Source organism: Flavobacterium sp. J372 (assembly GCF_024699965.1).
Taxonomy (GTDB): Bacteria; Bacteroidota; Bacteroidia; order Flavobacteriales; family Flavobacteriaceae; genus Flavobacterium.
In genome coordinates this window covers 1822380-1839551 of sequence record NZ_JAJOMZ010000004.1, presented here as the reverse complement: position 1 = coordinate 1839551, position 17172 = coordinate 1822380, and the positions used below count along the sequence as shown (strand labels likewise).

Sequence of the window (17172 nt, the reverse complement as noted above, 5' to 3'; positions counted from 1 at the left end):
TTACCATGAACTCAGGATTAACCATATTTTACATCGATGATGACCGAGACGATCTTGAGTTTTTCAAGGAAATCGTTGATATGATTGATGAAACCGTTGAGGTTGTCACACTTCGTAACGGCCATGATCTTATACACGCGCTTAACAACCCACCACCAACGCCCTACTGCATATTTCTAGATATAAACATGCCGGGCATGAATGGCCTTGAAGCACTGAAACAAGTACGCGCCCTGTCAGCCCATAAAGAACTGCCTGTTGTTATGTTTTCAACATCGGGAGATGACAGCACTATTGAACGAAGCCGTGAACTTGGTGCAAGCCTGTATGTACAAAAATCAGGTATGTTTGACCAGCTTAAACGTTCTATTGAACATGCACTGAGCATAAACTGGGCTACCTTCAGGGCAACCGATCAAAACTTTTTATACACTGCATAAAACCTTTCATGGAAAACCATACAGCAATACAAACTGTTGCGGATAAGTTACGCACCGAAACAGCTACGCTACACACACAACTCGAAGAGCTGCCTATTTCAAAAGCCATCATCAGCCCTGATATTTCGATAGGCCGGTACGGTACTTATCTTTCGCTGATGCATGATGTTGTGAAAGACACAGAAGATAATATAATGCCTGTTATAAGTGATATTATCGCCGACCTTGGCATTCGTAAAAAGACACATTTGATACAGGATGACCTGAAATATTTAAACAGGCCTGCTAATGACGCTAAATATCCAATAAGTACAGGCGAGACATTTACGCCTGCTTTTGCACTTGGTATTTATTATGTAGTGGAGGGTTCGTCTTTGGGCGGAAGGGTTATACTGAAAAATATAAAGCCGGCGCTTAAGCTTGATGAAAACGGGGGTGCCAGGTATTTTGCAGGCTATGGCGCCACTACAGGCAGCACATGGCGAAATTTTATCATGATGATGGAGGCTTATGCCTCTGAAACAAATAGTGCCGAAGAAATAGTAGCAGGCGCAAATTATGCTTTTGGGGCGATTAAAAAACATTTAGAAGAAAATTCGGTGCAGTAGTTCATGGAAATTAAGAGTATTGTAAATAACGAAATTGTAAACCTGGAAAACTGTGAGCAGGAGCCTATACATATACCCGGAAGTATACAGCCACACGGTTTTTTGCTTGGCCTTACCGAAAACGGGCTTAAAATAGATTATTGCAGCGCCAATACGGCTGAATATATTACAATGCTGTATGGTGAATTGCTGGGCAAAACGTTTGGCAATATTTTTGGCAAAGATGCCGAAAACACTTTAAGGCAGTATGTAGAGCAGGGAAACATGCTTTCATCAAGCCTGCTGAAGCTTACGCTGAACGGCGTTGATTTTGTCTGTACCCTGCACAATAGCAACGGTGTTTATGTGCTTGAAGCAGAACCAGTAGCGGATACAGGCCGCGCTGCAAGCCAGGTGTATGACCAGACATCGCAGTTTCTTAATTACATGCACGATACCCATACCCTAAAAGAGCTTTGCGCGCTTGTAGCTAAAGGCACCAGAGAAATTACGGGGTATGACAGAGTAATGATTTACCGTTTTGATAAAGACTACAACGGTGAGGTTTTTGCCGAAAGCGTACGCGACGACCTTGAGCCATTTTTTGGGCTGCACTACCCGCATACAGATATTCCGCCGCAGGCAAGGCAGTTGTACATGACAAACCTGTTGCGCCTTATAACAGATATAGATTACACACCCGTACCAATATACACTATAGATGATGCACCCGGTAAAAACCTTGACCTGAGCTTATCTATATTGCGCAGCACCTCGCCAATACACGTGCAGTACCTGCACAATATGGGCGTTGGCGCCACGCTGACGATTTCGCTTATACACCAAAAGAGATTGTGGGGCCTTATAGCATGCCACCACTATTCGCCAAAGAATATTACACCTGAAATACGCCTTGCGGCGCAGCTTCAGGGACATTTTATAACTTCGCAGATAGAGCTGCGCCAGCGCAATGAAGAATATGAAACGGTGCGCAAGGCAACCATGGCGCTTGATGCTATGAACGCGGCCAGCCAGCAAAGCCGTAATATTGCCGAGCTTGTTGCCATGCCCGAGCTTACAGCCCTTTGCAACGCGGCTGGGGTTTCTGTAGTTTTTGATAATAAGGTTTATAAAAACGGGCTTACGCCGGGTGATGACCAGATTAGGCAAATGGCCGGATGGCTAGCATTATACACGAATAACGGTAAGCTTAGCACCGATAAACTTATTGATTACCTGCCTGAAAATGAAAATATGTGCTCTATAACTTCGGGCATCATTTATCATTCGCTTGATGCTGAAAACAGCAACTGCATTATCTGGTACAGGCCCGAAACAAAAACAGAAGTTAACTGGGGCGGCGATCCTGAAAAGGCTATTATAAAAGACGAAAAAGGATTATCACCCCGAAACTCATTCAAGCTTTGGAAAGAAATAGTAAGCTGCCAGAGCAAACCCTGGCTGCAGCCCGAACTTGATACTGCCGCTGCTTACGCCAACAGCCTTCAGCGACAGATAAACCTGCTTGTAATATCACGCGAAGAAGAAAAATACCGCAAGCTGAGCGAAATACTGAAAGAAACAAATGCGGAACTTGAAAACATAAACTGGATAAGTACGCATGACCTGCAGGAACCGCTTCGTAAAATACAGCTCATATCATCGCGTATCCTGTTTAAAGAGCCCGAACTTTCGGAAACTGTGCAGGACTCCATCCAGCGCATGAATGCTTCGGCTAACCGTATGCAGACATTGCTTGTTGATATATTAAAGTACACTAAACTGAAACAAAGCGATGATGCGTTTATTGATGTAAACCTTAATGAAGTACTGGAGGAAATTCGCACTGAACTTTCAGAAAGCGCTGACAGGCCTGAGGTAATTATTGACCCGCTGCCGGTTGTGCAGGGTGTCCCTTTCCTAATCAAGCAGCTGTTTTCAAACCTTGTTACCAACTCACTTAAATACTCATCACCCGAGCGGCAAACAAAGATTAAGATAACTGCAGAACACAATCCTCTGCCTTATACCAATGGCGAAAGTACTTTGTATCATGTTATTCATGTCGCTGATAACGGCATCGGTTTTGAACAGCAGTACGCAGAATCTATCTTCAACATATTCACCAAGCTTCATGCCTCATCAGATTATAAGGGTTCAGGTGTCGGGCTCGCTCTCTGTAAAAAGATAATGCAAACGCATCACGGCTATATTTCGGCAAGCGGTGAGGCCGGTGTAGGCGCAGTATTCAGCTTATATTTCCCCGTAAAATAATAGGGAATCAATCCCAAATCAACAATTTTAAAATAAAAAAGGGCCGACTCAATTGATGCCTGCCCTTTTGCGATTTGAGGTAAAATTTACTCTTTACCCTTAAGCTTTCTTTCAGCCTTTTTCTCTTTAATAAGCTCAACTGTTGCGCCGCCCAACCAGTAAAACACAAAGTTTACAAGGAAAAGCATAAGCCAGAAGCCAATTGTAAAGATGGTAAGAAACGCTAAAAAGCCTAAATACTGTTGAAATTCAAACATGTTTTCCGGAATTTTCGAATTCAGCTTCAAATATAGCAATAGTATTTTTTACAGCCAACTAATACGGCAGTAAATGCACAACATATTTTTAGCGAAAAGCTTTTAAATACCTGTGCATAATCCTTAAATTTGGCAGGATTTAAATAAAACCTAAACAACAATCAAACATAACATAATGGAATACAGGATAGAAAAAGACACCATGGGCGAGGTAAAAGTACCTGCCGACAAATATTGGGGCGCACAAACCGAACGCTCACGCAACAACTTTAAAATTGGTGAGCCGGGCTCTATGCCGAAAGAAATAGTGGAAGGCTTCGCTTACCTTAAAAAAGCAGCAGCTTATGCTAACCACGACCTTGGTGTACTAAGCGCAGAAAAACGTGACGCTATTGGCCAGGTGTGTGATGAAATACTTGCCGGAAAGCTGTGGAACGAATTCCCTCTTGTAATATGGCAAACGGGCTCGGGAACTCAAAGCAACATGAATGTAAACGAAGTGATTGCTAACCGTGCTCAGGTTCTTGCCGGCGGTAAAATAGGTGAAGGCGAACCGGTGCTAAAAGCTAATGACGATGTAAACAAGTCACAATCATCAAACGACACCTACCCTACAGGCATGCACATAGCAGCTTATAAAGCTGTTGTTGAAGTAACTATACCCGGTGTAGAGAAACTTCGCGATACGCTTCAGGCAAAGTCAAAGGAGTTTATGAATGTAGTGAAGATTGGTCGTACGCACTTAATGGATGCCACTCCCCTAACCCTTGGGCAGGAACTTTCGGGCTATGTTGCTCAGCTAAACTACGGCCTTAAAGCACTTAGAAATACGCTCGCCCACCTTAGTGAGCTTGCGCTGGGCGGAACTGCGGTTGGTACAGGGCTAAACACTCCTGATGGATATGATGTAAAGGTTGCTGAGTATATCGCTAAATTCACCGGCCACCCATTTGTAACCGCAGAGAACAAATTTGAAGCCCTTGCTGCACATGATGCAATTGTTGAAACACACGGTGCACTGAAACAACTTGCCGTGTCGCTTAACAAAATCGCAAATGATATCAGGATGATGGCTTCAGGCCCTCGCTCAGGTATTGGTGAGATATTCATCCCTGAAAATGAACCGGGTTCTTCAATCATGCCAGGCAAGGTAAATCCAACGCAGTGTGAGGCCATGACTATGGTGTGCGCACAGGTTATGGGTAATGATGTGGCGATAACAATTGGCGGCACTCAGGGCCACTATGAGCTAAACGTGTTTAAACCGCTCATGGCTGCCAACTTCCTTCAGTCAGCAAGGCTTATAGGTGATGCCTGTATGTCTTTTGACGAGCATTGCGCACAGGGTATCGAACCAAACCATACTCGTATTAAAGAGTTGGTTGACAATTCATTGATGCTTGTAACGGCGCTTAATACAAAAATAGGTTACTACAAATCTGCTGAGATTGCACAGACTGCCCACAAGAATGGCACTACGCTTAAAGAAGAAGCAGTACGTTTAGGCTATGTATCTGCTGACGATTTTGACCAGTGGGTTAAAGCTGAAGACATGGTAGGCTCGCTTAAATAATATCAACTATACATACTGTCATTGCGAGGAGGCACGACGAAGTAATCTGTTAAAGATTGCCGCGCTTCGCTCGCAATGATTCTTATAGCGCTACATCATGATTGAAATAATCCCGGCACTGCCATCTCACCTGCCCGAAATCCTTGACATTGTCAATCATAACATCCTGCATTCTACAGCGCTGTATGATTATCATATAAAGCCGCAGGAATACATAGATACTTGGTTTGCCGACAAACAATCAGCAGGATGGCCGGTTATTGTTGCAGTTGACGATAACAAAGTTGTGGGTTACGGCACATATGGTCCTTTCCGCTATAAAGACGGCTATAAATTTACGGTGGAACATTCAGTGTACGTTGCTGACGGCTATTCCGGTAAAGGTATGGGCGGGCAGTTGCTTAAAGAGCTAATTCATCTTGCTAAAGTTGGCGGCTACCACACCATAATTGGCGGAATAGACGCCGGAAATGCAGGCAGCATTGCCTTCCACAAAAAATATGGATTTACTGAAGCCGGATTATTAAAAGAAACAGGTTTTAAATTTGGCCGTTGGCTTGATTTACTTTTTATGCAGAAAATGCTTTAAGAGTTAACAGTCGCAGTTGCAGTTCACAGTATAGTAAAATAGATAATTGAACCCAAGACCGAAGACTGAGACTGAGACTGAATTACTGCGACTAATTACTTCTTCTTCATTTTCGCAAGTATATCATTCATCATATCAATCTGAACACGCTGTATTTCTAAAAGCGCTTGTTCCTGATGCAAAATGATATGGTCAATTTTTTCGTGCAGCATCCGTATTTCCAGTTCTGACTTCAGGTTAACCATATAATCATTTTGTGCCTTCTCACGGTCTTTCTCACCCTGACGGTTCTGGCTCATCATGATAACCGGTGCCTGCAATGCCGCTACGCATGAAAGTATCAGGTTAAGCAATATAAACGGATACGGATCAAAGCCTTTGTTCATGAGTAAAAACACGTTGATGCCTATCCATCCCAATAGGAAACAAAGGAATGACAATATGAACGTCCAGCTTCCGCCAAAGCTCGCTACCTTGTCTGCAACCCTTTGCCCTACAGTAAGTGTATTGTCCTCATCATCAGGATTATCTGCAACAAGTGAGTTGTCTTTGAGTGACTGTACGACCTTCTTCTCCATCTCATCCAGTTCGCCCAACTCTTTTGAAAGAAAATCCGAGATATATTTTTCACGATAGATATTCAGTTCACTTAAAGCCAGCGAGCACGATTCATCAAAATCCGAATTTTCTGCTTTTATCATTTCAAGTAGCGGCTTTCGCAATGACGCTGCCGAAACTTTTTCATCCTGTAGGAATTCCTTACCGGAGATATCACTTTTAAATTTCATTGTATGTATTTAAAACCAGTCTTTCTTTTTTAAAATATATAACCATAGCTATGATGATTACAGCCATGACACCCAACACCACAAAATAGCCATTTTCAGTGCGGAGTTCCGGCATATTGTCAAAATTCATTCCGTAAACGCCAACAATAAAGGTCAATGGCATGAAAATCACCGAGAAAATGGTAAGCGTTTTCATAATCTGGTTCATACGCTGGCTCTGCGCTGAAAAGTGAAAATTGCTAGCACTGTCAACCGAATGCAGGTCGTATTCCGCCTGGTCAAGCAGCTCAAGGCATTTTTGGTGAAGGCGCGCGAAAAATGATAGTGTTGGTTTGCGTATTGTAACAAATTCATCATCATCTTCCCTATGTGTTTTTAAGTTATAAAGCGCGTCACGCAGCGGAGTAACCGAACGTTTTAGAAAATACAGATTTTCTTTAGTCTGCTCTACTGATTTAATAAAGTCGGTCTGTCTCGCAACCTTGGTATCTTTACTCAATTTGTCAATCTGCGTTTCGTATTTCTCAGTCGTAATGAAGAAATTTTCCATGATGGCATCAAGCATCAGGTAAAGCAGGTAATCATTCTTACGTTTTCGTACAATGCCGTTTCCTGTCCTTATCCTTTCGCGGATATGCCCGAAATAATCGCTTTTCTTTTCCTGGAAAGATACAATCACGTCACCCTTCAGCAGGAAACTGACCTGTTCAGTTCGTAATTCGCCTTCAAACTCTTCCGGCAAAACCGACTTCACGCTGAAGAAAAGCACATCGCCAAATTCTTCAATGCGGGTACGTCGGGAAACATTGAGTATATCGCCAATAACCACAGGCTCAATACTAAAGAAAGTCCCGATATTCTTAATCAGCTCTACATCATGCAGTCCGTGTATATTAAGCCATTTTACATCACCTTCCTGGCGCTCATCGGTACATTCTTTCGTAATCCTTTCCAGCGATACATTTTTATACTCTTCATAGCCTTCTTCATTAAATATAAACAACTGCATGCTAACAGGTTCAGTGGTATGTTCGCCGGTATATTCGTAGTAATTTGGCTGCACGCGGCGCACCTTTCGGTATTCAATTCTTTTCACAAAGTGTTGATTTGATTCATTAAATATAGGTGTTTTTTAAAATCAATGCTATTTTTACCAAAAGTTTAATCATGCAGCTACTCATCACCAACATAAAACAACTCTTACAAGTCCGCGAACCAAATGTAAACAAGGTTTCAGGCAAAGAAATGGCTGATCTCCCGCTTCTCAACAACGCCTGGCTAATGGCTGAACACGGCATTATCAAAGACTTCGGCACGATGGATACATGCCCTAACCTACCTGACGCACAGATAATTGACGCCACCGGAAAAACCGTATTGCCAAGCTGGTGTGACAGCCATACTCACATCGTCTATGCCGGCAATCGTGTACAGGAATTCGTTGACAGGATAAACGGCCTGAGTTATGAGGAAATCGCCAATCGTGGCGGGGGAATTCTCAATTCTGCGGCAAGGCTGAACGAGACCAGTGAGGATGAAATTTACCTGCAATCGGCGCAGCGTCTGGAAGAAGTAATGCAGCAAGGCACAGGAGCTGTGGAGATTAAATCCGGTTACGGACTCACTGTGGAAGGCGAGCTGAAAATGCTGCGCGTGATTAGGCGTTTGCGTGAAAATTATCCTATCGCAATCAAAGCGACCTTCCTTGGGGCACATGCTTTCCCGAAAGAATATAAAGAAAATCACTCAGGATATATCGATTTAATTATCAATGAAATGCTACCTGCAATTGCAAGTGAAGGTTTAGCTGATTATATCGATGCATTTTTAGAGACCGGGTACTTTTCGGTGGAGGAAACAGAGCGAATTATGGAGGCAGGGAAACGCTACAGGCTCTCTGCAAAAATACACGTAAACCAGTTCACGGCGATTGACGGAATCGCGGCCTGCGTGTGCCACAACGCGTTATCTGTGGATCACCTGGAGATTGTGACGGATGGCGACATTGAAGCGCTCAGAGGGTCTGAAACGATGCCTGTGGCCCTGCCTACGTGCTCATTTTTCCTCAGTATTCCATATACTCCGGCGCGTAAGATGATCGAGGCGGGACTGCCCCTCGCCCTGGCGACAGATTTCAATCCGGGAACAACCCCGTCGGGCAATATGAACCTGGTTGTGGCAACCGCCTGCATCAAAATGAAAATGACTCCGGAAGAAGCCATAAACGCCGCTACAATTAACGGTGCGTATGCTATGGGGATATCAGAAACGCATGGAAGTATTACTCGAGGTAAAGCCGCTAATTTTATAATTACTAAGCCATTAACTTCATACTATCAACTGCCATACGCGTTCGGGAGCAACCTGATTGACACCGTAATCGTAAATGGAAAACCTATCTAAATCTTCTGCTGTTAAAATTTTAACATCATTGGGTTTGCCTTACAAATTGGAATTTAAATTCTTACAGTCAGCAACATATTTATCAATATTTTGTGTGCAGATTGCATTATATTCAGAGCAGGCAACTTGATTTTATTAACATTATTTTAGGAGGTATTTGCGTACAGAAATTTAAGGCGTTTTAAAGTCAAATTTCAAAATGATTAATTGCATGAAATCACCGTTTGATTTTTGCAACTTTTACTTTGATGTTCGCAATTATCCAAAGTGTCACTTCTTGTAATTTTGATTGAAAATAAATTCAATCAACATGACAAGATCAAAAATAGCTTTGGTTACCGGCGGCAGCCGCGGACTGGGCAGGAACATGAGCATAGCCCTCGCCAAAAAGGTATTGATGTGGTGCTGACCTACAACAGCAACAAACAAGCCGCTGACGAAGTGGTTGCCGAAATTGAATCGCTTGGGCAAAAAGCTTATGCGTTTCAGCTGAATACGGCCAACATAAAGGAGTTTGACGGTTTCATCGCGGAAGTGACGAAGAATCTACAAAAGGAAAACGGCAGCACAAACTTCGACTTCCTGGTAAATAATGCGGGTACGGCGCTGTACAAACCTTTTGCCGAAACCACCGAGGAAGAGCTTGATGACATGGTGAACATCCATTACAAAGGCGTGTTCTTCCTCACGCAGAAATCGCTGCCGTACCTCAATGACGGCGGGCGCATCATCAACATATCGTCGGGGCTGGCGCGGTTCTCGTTCCCGGGGTCGGCGGCATACGGCAGCATGAAGGGTGCCATCGAGGTGCTCACCCGCTACCTGGCGAAAGAACTTGGCGGGCGTGGCATTGCGGCAAACGTGGTGGCTCCCGGCGCGATAGAAACCGACTTCGGCGGCGGGCGCGTGCGTGACAACAAAGAGTACAACGACTTGGTAGCCGGCATGACAGCCCTGGGCCGCGTAGGCCTGCCCGATGATATTGGCGGCATAATGGCGTTCCTCTGCACCGAAGAGGCCCGCTGGATAAACGGCCAGCGCATTGAAGCCTCGGGCGGGATGTTGATGTAAGGTATTTGTGAAAACAATATATGTTTACAAAGATTTCATATGTTTGCTTTATAATCAACAACCATGATAATTCCTCCTGGCAAAGAATATATTGCAACAAAAAAAATAGTTCAGGGTAAGGCATCTATGCCTGAAGAATTTATCCCGCTGGCAAATTACATTGATAGTACATTCAAAGTAAAAACCTTAAACATTATAAAAGATACAATTAATTACGGGCAGACAGAAAGGTTGAGAATATGCCTTGAAACTGAAGATGAGGAAAAAATCTTTCACGTAGACGGGTTGTTTACAAATTATGATCCGGAAAAACAAAGACTAATTGCTGAAAAGTACAAGCAGATTAAAAGAGAGAGCCAAAACCAAGCTTTATAGCTTCACTTTTTAAATCTAAGAACAAATCAGTTTTTATTTGTTACAGTTCATTTAAGCGGGTTGCAATGACAGAAGCTGGTAATAAAGTCACTAAACAAGAAATAGATAATTTAAAACAAAGTTTACGAGATAATAATCTTTGGGAGATTTCCAGAATGGGCGCACAAGTGACCTTTTTTTTATATACTGAAGAGCAGGTAAAGCAATATGAAAAGTCCACCGTTAGGAAAGAATGGAAAAATAAATATTTCGATTTGCTCGATCCATATAATGAGTTTGGTTATCTAAGCCGGGATACATTTGAAATTAACATAGACAGCAAAGAGAATTTTGACAACAATTTTCAAAGTACCTGGTATTACTATTATCACTAATTTTAAGTGCAGTAAATAATTTTGAACAAGCCGTGATGAGAGTCGCGGCTTTTTTTATTTAAATTTTAATTAAGATAATTTTTGTAAGAAGATTTTTTGTAGGTTAGTGGAAATTTATTTTATGAGTCGTGCGTTTAAAACATTTCAAAATATCTCAAGTGAAGATTTTAAATATTTGTGGCGTGATGCTTTGATTATTTTTGATACGAATGCTCTATTGAACATTTATCGCTTACCTGAGTTTGCAAAAGATGACTTTCTGAACATTCTTAGTGATGAGAAAATAAATAATCGAATTTGGCTTCCATTCCAATCTTTTTTGGAATTCTCGCAAAACAGACTAAGTGTAATCAGTGAGCAAAAAAAACTTTTTCTTCGGTCAAAGATATTGTTGAAAATAGTATCAAAGAGTTTGATCACGCATATAATAATCTATTATCCAAAATAAAAGAATTAAATCTTTCAAAAAGACATTCTGTAATTAATCCTGAAAGCATTTTAAATGACGACTTAACAAAGTCAGTAAAGGACAATCTTAAGTCCTTCCTACGTGAACTGGAGGAGCTTAATGAAAACCAATTAGATGTAAATGAAAATGACAGCATACAACAGAGAATTTTAGAAATTTTCGCCGGAAAAATTGGAACATCATTCGATAAAAGTCAATTAGAAGCCATTTACTCTGATGGTGAAAAAAGATATAAAGATGAAATTCCGCCAGGTTATAAGGATGCAAGCAAAGAAAACGAAAAACCAAACTTTTACTTATTTGAAGATAAACGCTATCTTAGACAGTATGGTGATTTGGTAATATGGAAAGAAATTATACAAAAAACGAAAGCTGAGAATCTGAAATATGTAATTTTTGTTACTGATGACAATAAAAAAGACTGGTGGACAATTAGGAGAGGTAAAACTTTAGGGCCAAGATATGAACTTTTGAACGAGATTTATTTTGAGGCTGAAGACTTAAAACTTTTTCATATGTATGACAGCCATAATTTCATGAAATATTCTAAAGAAAATTTAGAGATTGATATTAGAGATGAATCTATTGCAGAAGCTAAGGACATCATTGAATCAGTAGAACATCGTGTTGAACCTTTCAAATCAGTAAATCTGGAAAACCTATTAACTGAATTATCTAGTCGTTATCTACTGATTTTACGAATGGATAAAAAGTTACGTTACTATAACTTTGAAATTCCGCAGTCACAATTCATTTCTTGCCTTACAGAAATTCTTAATAATGCTGATAGATTTTCTGCTGACCTTACACTGAATGTAAACTTACGACATGAAGGTGATTTTACTGTAGTAAGATTTGAAAACGCGATTGATATGAATTTACCTCAGATACAAAATACATCACGACAACTTGGACTCGGGCGGATTCAACAATTTATGTTTGGTTATGGGTTTACTTCCTATGTTAGAGCTAATGACGTATTTTATATTGATTTGCATTTCGATAATAAATTTGTAATTCCTTCAGTTTAGATCAGATAATCACATTCTGATAATTTTGAAACATCACGACGTAATCGAGGTATGTTTGATAACGATTACCCCCCCTGTGAATAACTTTCCCCTCGCCCACTCAAAAAATATCCTTATGTTTGTATTTACAAGGCATTGCGCCTGTAAAAGTTATTAACAAACAACGTTTTTATGCAAAACATTCCAAGTGTTGACCTGCGTGATTTCCTTTCGGATGACCCGGAACGCAAACAAAAATTTGTAAATGAAATCGGTAAAGCCTATGAAGATATAGGGTTTGTAGCATTAAAAGGCCATTTTCTTGATGACCGCCTGGTAGAGGAGCTGTACGGAGAGGTGAAAAACTTCTTCAGCCTGCCGGTGGAGACCAAAGAAAAGTACGAGATACCCGGCATCGGCGGTCAGCGTGGCTATGTTTCGTTTGGTAAAGAACACGCCAAAGGCCGTAAGGCAGGCGACCTTAAGGAGTTCTGGCATTTTGGCCAGTACCTTGACGAAGGTTCACAACGCAAAGGCGAATACCCTGACAACGTAAAGGTTGAAGAGCTGCCGAAGTTCAACAAAGTGGGCAAAGAAGCCTACCAGATGCTTGAGAAAACAGGTATTTACGTGCTTCGTGCGCTTGCATTATATCTTGGCCTTGACGAGTTTTATTTTGACCAGTACGCCAAAGAGGGCAACAGCATTTTGCGACCTATCCACTACCCGCCTATTACTGAAGAGCCTAAAGATGCCGTACGTGCCGCCGCGCATGGCGACATCAACCTGATCACGCTGCTTATGGGCGCACAGGGCAAAGGCCTCCAGGTGCAGAACCACAACGGCGAATGGATTGACGCTATAGCCGAACCGGACGAGCTTGTGATAAACGTGGGCGACATGCTTTCACGCCACACTAACAACAAACTGAAGAGCACCATACACCAGGTGGTGAACCCTCCGCGCGATTTGTGGGGCACATCGCGCTACTCTATCCCGTTCTTTATGCACCCGGTAAGCGAAATGAAGCTGGACTGCCTTGAGAACTGCATCGATGAGCAGCACCCTAAGCTGTATGATGATATCACGGCGGGCGAATTCCTGCATGAGAGGCTGGTTGACTTGGGGCTAATCAAAAAATAATTCTTAATTTTATACCTGAAAAAGCATTGGGTTTTTTAGCCTGATGCTTTTCTGTTTTCTGTTGTCAGGGTGTTTTAGGGAACGCGGATGGCGCGGATTTGGGGGATAGCGCGGATTTTTTTATATAATGGAATTACTGCATAAAGAATTAACGAGCGAGATTATTAGAGCGTTTTACGATGTGTACAACGAGCTCGGATATGGTTTTCTGGAAAGTGTTTATCAAAACGCTTTGTTTCTGGAATTAACCGAATTAGGTTATAAAGTTGAGCCACAGAAAAAGATAAGGGTTTATTATAAGAATCAACCTGTTGGAAATTATACAGCAGACATGGTTATAAACGATACCGTCATACTTGAACTAAAAGCTTGTGAACACCTGACGGAAGATTTCCATCATCAATTAATGAATTATTTAAAAGGTACAGAATGTGAAGTAGGTCTGTTACTTAATTTCGGCAAAAAAGCAGAATTTATCAGGAAGGTATTTCAAAATGAAAATAAATAAAATCAGCGTCATCCCCACCTGTACCGTTGGGCAGGCGAGCTCCATTGAAAAGATTACAAATTAGTAAATAGAAATTAAAAGAAATCAGCGGAATCTGCTAAATCCGCGTCATCCGCGTTCCAAAAAACTATGAGCAAAAAGATAAACGACTTAAGCGCCCTCGGCGGCTTTGTATTCTCCACTAACAAAGACTTCGAGTTTGACAATAACGACGAGCAACAGGCAACGCTGCCCAACAACGAACAGCGCCTTGAAGCGCACCTCGACAAGAAAAACCGCGGTGGAAAAGTCGCAACCATAATAAAAGGCTTTGAGGGTACCGATGAAGACCTAAAAGCGCTGGCGAAATCACTCAAGACCCTTTGCGGCGTGGGTGGTTCGGCAAAAGATGGCGAGATAATAATACAGGGAAATTTCCGTGACAAGATCATGGATTACCTGGCAAAAGAAGGATATAAAGTGAAAAGGGTTGGAGGATAACTGTTTTAAATTTTGAATTATAAATTTTAAATTAAGCTTCATTCACACGTAACTCAAAACCCAACGCCCAAGACCTAATACCGAATTAACAAATCAACGAATTAACCAATAATGATCCAATCATCTGAACTTATACTTAACCCTGACGGGAGCATATACCACCTAAACTTACGGCCTGAAAACATTGCACACGACATTATTTTCGTAGGAGACCAGGACCGTGTGGAAAAGATTACGGCGCACTTTGACTCGATTGAGTTCACTACCCAAAAGCGGGAATTCAAAACACAGACCGGAATTTACAAAGGCAAGCGTATGACGGTACTGTCAACAGGCATTGGCCCGGATAATATCGATATAGTAATAAACGAGCTTGATGCCTTGGTAAACATCGACCTTGAAACGCGTCAACCCAAAACAAGCCTCACAGCGCTTAATATCATCCGTATTGGTACATCGGGTTCGTTGCAGGCAGATATCCCGGTAGACAGCATCGTAATGAGCAAATACGCGCTTGGTGTTGACAATATGCTCCGCTCCTATCAGGTAGATAATATTACTGATGCATCTTTGGAGGAAGCCTTTGTAAGCCATACCAATTGGGATAGCCGCAAGGGCCAGCCCTACGCAGTACAATGTAGTGAGATGCTGGAAAAGATGATTGAGAGTACAGACATCCATAAAGGCATCACAGCCACGGCAGGAGGCTTTTACGGCCCGCAGGGGCGTGTGCTGAGGCTGCCGCTACAGGATGCGGAACTGAACAGCAAGATGGATAACTTCAGCTACAACGGCAACCGCATTACCAACCTTGAGATGGAGACAGCAGCGATTTACGGCCTGTCGGCTTTGCTTGGTCATAACGCGCTTTCTATGAACGCTATTATTGCCAACAGGGCAAGTGGTACTTTCAGCTCCGACCCGTATGCAGCTGTAAACAAACTGATTGAATATACCCTTGATAAAATAGCAAACAGCTAATATGAAGACAATAAAGATAGCCGGTGTACCGGAGCATTTCAATATGCCGTGGCAGATGTGCATTGAAAATGGCGAGTTTGAAGACGAAAGCATTGACCTGCAATGGACAGATGTTCCGGAGGGGACGGGCAAGCTGTGCCAGATGCTGCGCGAGGGTGAAACGGACATTGCTGTGATTTTAACAGAAGGCATTGTAAAAGACATCGCTGCCGGGAATGAAAGTAAAATAGTTCAGGTGTATGTGGAAACCCCGCTGCTGTGGGGCATACACGTAGCTGCGGGCTCATCGTTTAAAAAGTTAGATGACCTTAAAAATGCCCGCGTGGCGATAAGCAGGTACGGGTCGGGTTCACACCTTATGGCTATCGTTAATGCTAAAGCACAAGGTTGGGATACGTCTAAAATGAAGTTCGTTATCGTAAATACCATGGATGGTGCCATTGAAGCATTGACCAATGGCGAGGCCGATTATTTTATGTGGGAGCATTTCATGACCAAGCCGGTGGTTGATAAAGGTGTCTTCCGCAGGTTGGGTGACTGCCCTACCCCATGGCCATGTTTTGTGATTGCCGTTCGCAAGGAAGTTTTAGCAAATGAAAGTGAAGCCATTGGAACGGTTTTGGATATCATAAACCGTACTACGGAAGAGTTCCAGGATATACCAAGCATTCACCGCAGCATAGCGCAACGCTATAACCTGGATGTTGAAGATGTAAACGACTGGCTGGATATTACAGAATGGTCGCAAAACAAACTCGACAGGCAAACGTTTAATGAAGTACAGGACCAACTGGCAGAGCTTGGCATAATCACCGAAAAAACAACCTATGAAAATGCTGCGGGATAAAATGTAGCTTCATCATAATGGCAAAACTGAATACGGAAACCCTTAAAAAGCTGAAAGAAAAGCTTCAGGTAAAGAAGCCGTGGGATTCTGTTATCATTTTTGCACTGAATATCCTTATCGCCGTCCCGGTCTTTATCATCATCCACCAAAATATCATTGACCCGGAATGGCCTTTCCATATTGACAGGATACTGATCTTGATTACTCTGGTGGCTGCAATTCAGCTCATTCTGCGTATGCTTAAAACGGTATTGATAATTTGCCTGGCGCTCTACTTTGTTGTGCTGATGATAGGTTCTTTATCGGGTAAATATGGGTTTAATGCTGTGTATGAAGATTACCGTTCTATGATATACACCATGGCTGATGACCCAAACCCGCAGGATATTATCCTGTCGAAACTGCTGCCCTTCCCTAATAAAGGTAAAATTATTGATGCCGTAAATTATGACAACCCGCGTGTCAGGAATTTTGCGCTAATGGCCACTACAAAATACTTTAAAGAGGTAAAGGGCTACCGTGAGCAGCGCCGCATGATACAGTGTTTCGCGGTTTTTAAGGAAATACGCAATAGGTGGAACTATGTTGATGACCCAAAAGGCAGGGAATATATAGCATCGGCCAGCGAATCATTACAGCACTTTTCGGGCGACTGCGATGACCATGCGATATTAATGTCAGCTGCCATACGTGCCGTGGGCGGGACACCCCGAATCATTCACACCGGCGGACATCTTTACCCTGAAATGCTCATTGGTACTAAGGCCGACCTTGAAACAGCCAACTACCTAATAAAAGAAGTCTTGTTTGTGGAAGAAAGCCGTGGCAAAGAAGTGCATTACCATGTAGATGAACGCGGCCAGGTATGGATGAACCTTGACTACACCGCAAGCTTCCCCGGAGGGCCATTCATGAGTGAAGAGATACTTGGTGCGCTGACATTTAACTGATGTTGATTTGTTGATTTGGTGATTCGTTGATTTTAAGCTTCAAGTTTGTTACT

Annotated in this window: 19 protein-coding genes and 1 pseudogene; 17 read left to right on the top strand and 3 right to left on the bottom strand. The window is 42.4% G+C overall.

Annotated elements, in window-relative coordinates; genetic code table 11:
- Positions 1 to 5 precede the first annotated feature (5 nt).
- Genes LRS05_RS09095 through LRS05_RS09085 form a run of 3 tightly spaced genes read left to right on the top strand, consistent with a single transcriptional unit; the run spans position 6 to position 3301 of the window.
- The gene (locus LRS05_RS09095; RefSeq protein WP_257868036.1) at positions 6 to 440 is read left to right on the top strand and encodes a response regulator; all 435 of its coding nucleotides are present in this window, start codon (positions 6 to 8) and stop codon (positions 438 to 440) included.
- 8 nt (positions 441 to 448) lie between these two features.
- Positions 449 to 1048, top strand: coding sequence for a biliverdin-producing heme oxygenase (locus LRS05_RS09090; RefSeq protein WP_257868035.1), 600 nt, complete (start codon positions 449 to 451; stop codon positions 1046 to 1048).
- A 3-nt stretch (positions 1049 to 1051) separates the two neighbouring features.
- Positions 1052 to 3301 carry an ATP-binding protein gene (locus LRS05_RS09085; protein WP_257868034.1) on the top strand — a complete coding sequence of 750 codons (2250 nt, stop codon included), beginning with the start codon at positions 1052 to 1054 and terminating at the stop codon, positions 3299 to 3301.
- Positions 3302 to 3387: 86 nt separating this feature from the next.
- Here the strand turns inward: LRS05_RS09085 and LRS05_RS09080 are convergent, their stop codons facing one another.
- Positions 3388 to 3558, bottom strand: a complete 171-nt coding sequence (locus LRS05_RS09080) for a hypothetical protein (protein ID WP_257868033.1) — start codon at positions 3556 to 3558, stop codon at positions 3388 to 3390.
- 175 nt (positions 3559 to 3733) lie between these two features.
- On the opposite strand from LRS05_RS09080, the gene fumC reads away from it, so the two are divergent.
- On the top strand, positions 3734 to 5131 hold the full coding sequence (fumC, locus tag LRS05_RS09075) for a class II fumarate hydratase (protein ID WP_257868032.1): 1398 nt from the start codon (positions 3734 to 3736) through the stop codon (positions 5129 to 5131).
- A 97-nt stretch (positions 5132 to 5228) separates the two neighbouring features.
- A complete protein-coding gene (locus tag LRS05_RS09070; RefSeq protein WP_257868031.1) occupies positions 5229 to 5720 on the top strand; it encodes a GNAT family N-acetyltransferase in 492 nt (163 codons plus the stop codon).
- A 95-nt stretch (positions 5721 to 5815) separates the two neighbouring features.
- On the opposite strand, the gene LRS05_RS09065 is transcribed toward LRS05_RS09070, so the two are convergent.
- Both LRS05_RS09065 and corA read right to left on the bottom strand, forming a co-directional pair.
- Positions 5816 to 6508 (bottom strand): DUF1003 domain-containing protein, encoded by a 693-nt coding sequence (locus LRS05_RS09065; RefSeq protein WP_257868030.1) that lies wholly within the window; start codon positions 6506 to 6508, stop codon positions 5816 to 5818.
- Positions 6498 to 7604, bottom strand: coding sequence for a magnesium/cobalt transporter CorA (gene corA / locus LRS05_RS09060; RefSeq protein ID WP_257868029.1), 1107 nt, complete (start codon positions 7602 to 7604; stop codon positions 6498 to 6500). Before corA ends, LRS05_RS09065 begins: the two co-directional genes overlap by 11 nt.
- Positions 7605 to 7675: 71 nt before the next feature.
- On the opposite strand from corA, the gene hutI reads away from it, so the two are divergent.
- The 12 genes and pseudogenes from hutI (at position 7676) to LRS05_RS09005 (ending at position 17119) form a co-directional block, all read left to right on the top strand.
- Complete coding sequence (gene hutI / locus LRS05_RS09055) at positions 7676 to 8911, top strand: imidazolonepropionase (RefSeq protein ID WP_257868028.1); 1236 nt, start codon at positions 7676 to 7678, stop codon at positions 8909 to 8911.
- Between the two features lie 310 nt (positions 8912 to 9221).
- Positions 9222 to 9982, top strand: a pseudogene (locus LRS05_RS09050) (SDR family oxidoreductase).
- 63 nt (positions 9983 to 10045) lie between these two features.
- Positions 10046 to 10357 (top strand): hypothetical protein, encoded by a 312-nt coding sequence (locus tag LRS05_RS09045; RefSeq protein ID WP_257868027.1) that lies wholly within the window; start codon positions 10046 to 10048, stop codon positions 10355 to 10357.
- Positions 10358 to 10422: 65 nt separating this feature from the next.
- The gene (locus LRS05_RS09040) at positions 10423 to 10731 is read left to right on the top strand and encodes a hypothetical protein (protein WP_257868026.1); all 309 of its coding nucleotides are present in this window, start codon (positions 10423 to 10425) and stop codon (positions 10729 to 10731) included.
- Between the two features lie 121 nt (positions 10732 to 10852).
- A complete protein-coding gene (locus tag LRS05_RS17635) occupies positions 10853 to 11179 on the top strand; it encodes a PIN-like domain-containing protein (RefSeq protein ID WP_374707766.1) in 327 nt (108 codons plus the stop codon).
- The gene (locus LRS05_RS09035) at positions 11119 to 12231 is read left to right on the top strand and encodes a PIN-like domain-containing protein (protein WP_374707789.1); all 1113 of its coding nucleotides are present in this window, start codon (positions 11119 to 11121) and stop codon (positions 12229 to 12231) included. The genes LRS05_RS17635 and LRS05_RS09035 overlap by 61 nt, the downstream gene beginning before the upstream one ends.
- A gap of 171 nt (positions 12232 to 12402) precedes the next feature.
- A complete protein-coding gene (locus tag LRS05_RS09030) occupies positions 12403 to 13353 on the top strand; it encodes an isopenicillin N synthase family oxygenase (protein WP_257868025.1) in 951 nt (316 codons plus the stop codon).
- 127 nt (positions 13354 to 13480) lie between these two features.
- Positions 13481 to 13861: a GxxExxY protein gene (locus LRS05_RS09025; RefSeq protein WP_257868024.1), complete on the top strand. Its 381-nt coding sequence runs from the start codon at positions 13481 to 13483 to the stop codon at positions 13859 to 13861.
- 129 nt (positions 13862 to 13990) lie between these two features.
- Entirely contained in the window at positions 13991 to 14341 is a 351-nt protein-coding gene (locus tag LRS05_RS09020; protein ID WP_257868023.1) for a translation initiation factor, read from the top strand.
- A gap of 111 nt (positions 14342 to 14452) precedes the next feature.
- On the top strand, positions 14453 to 15322 hold the full coding sequence (locus tag LRS05_RS09015) for a nucleoside phosphorylase (RefSeq protein ID WP_257868022.1): 870 nt from the start codon (positions 14453 to 14455) through the stop codon (positions 15320 to 15322).
- A gap of 1 nt (position 15323) precedes the next feature.
- The gene (locus tag LRS05_RS09010; RefSeq protein WP_257868021.1) at positions 15324 to 16169 is read left to right on the top strand and encodes a substrate-binding domain-containing protein; all 846 of its coding nucleotides are present in this window, start codon (positions 15324 to 15326) and stop codon (positions 16167 to 16169) included.
- Positions 16170 to 16186: 17 nt separating this feature from the next.
- Complete coding sequence (locus LRS05_RS09005) at positions 16187 to 17119, top strand: transglutaminase family protein (protein WP_257868020.1); 933 nt, start codon at positions 16187 to 16189, stop codon at positions 17117 to 17119.
- Positions 17120 to 17172 lie beyond the last annotated feature (53 nt).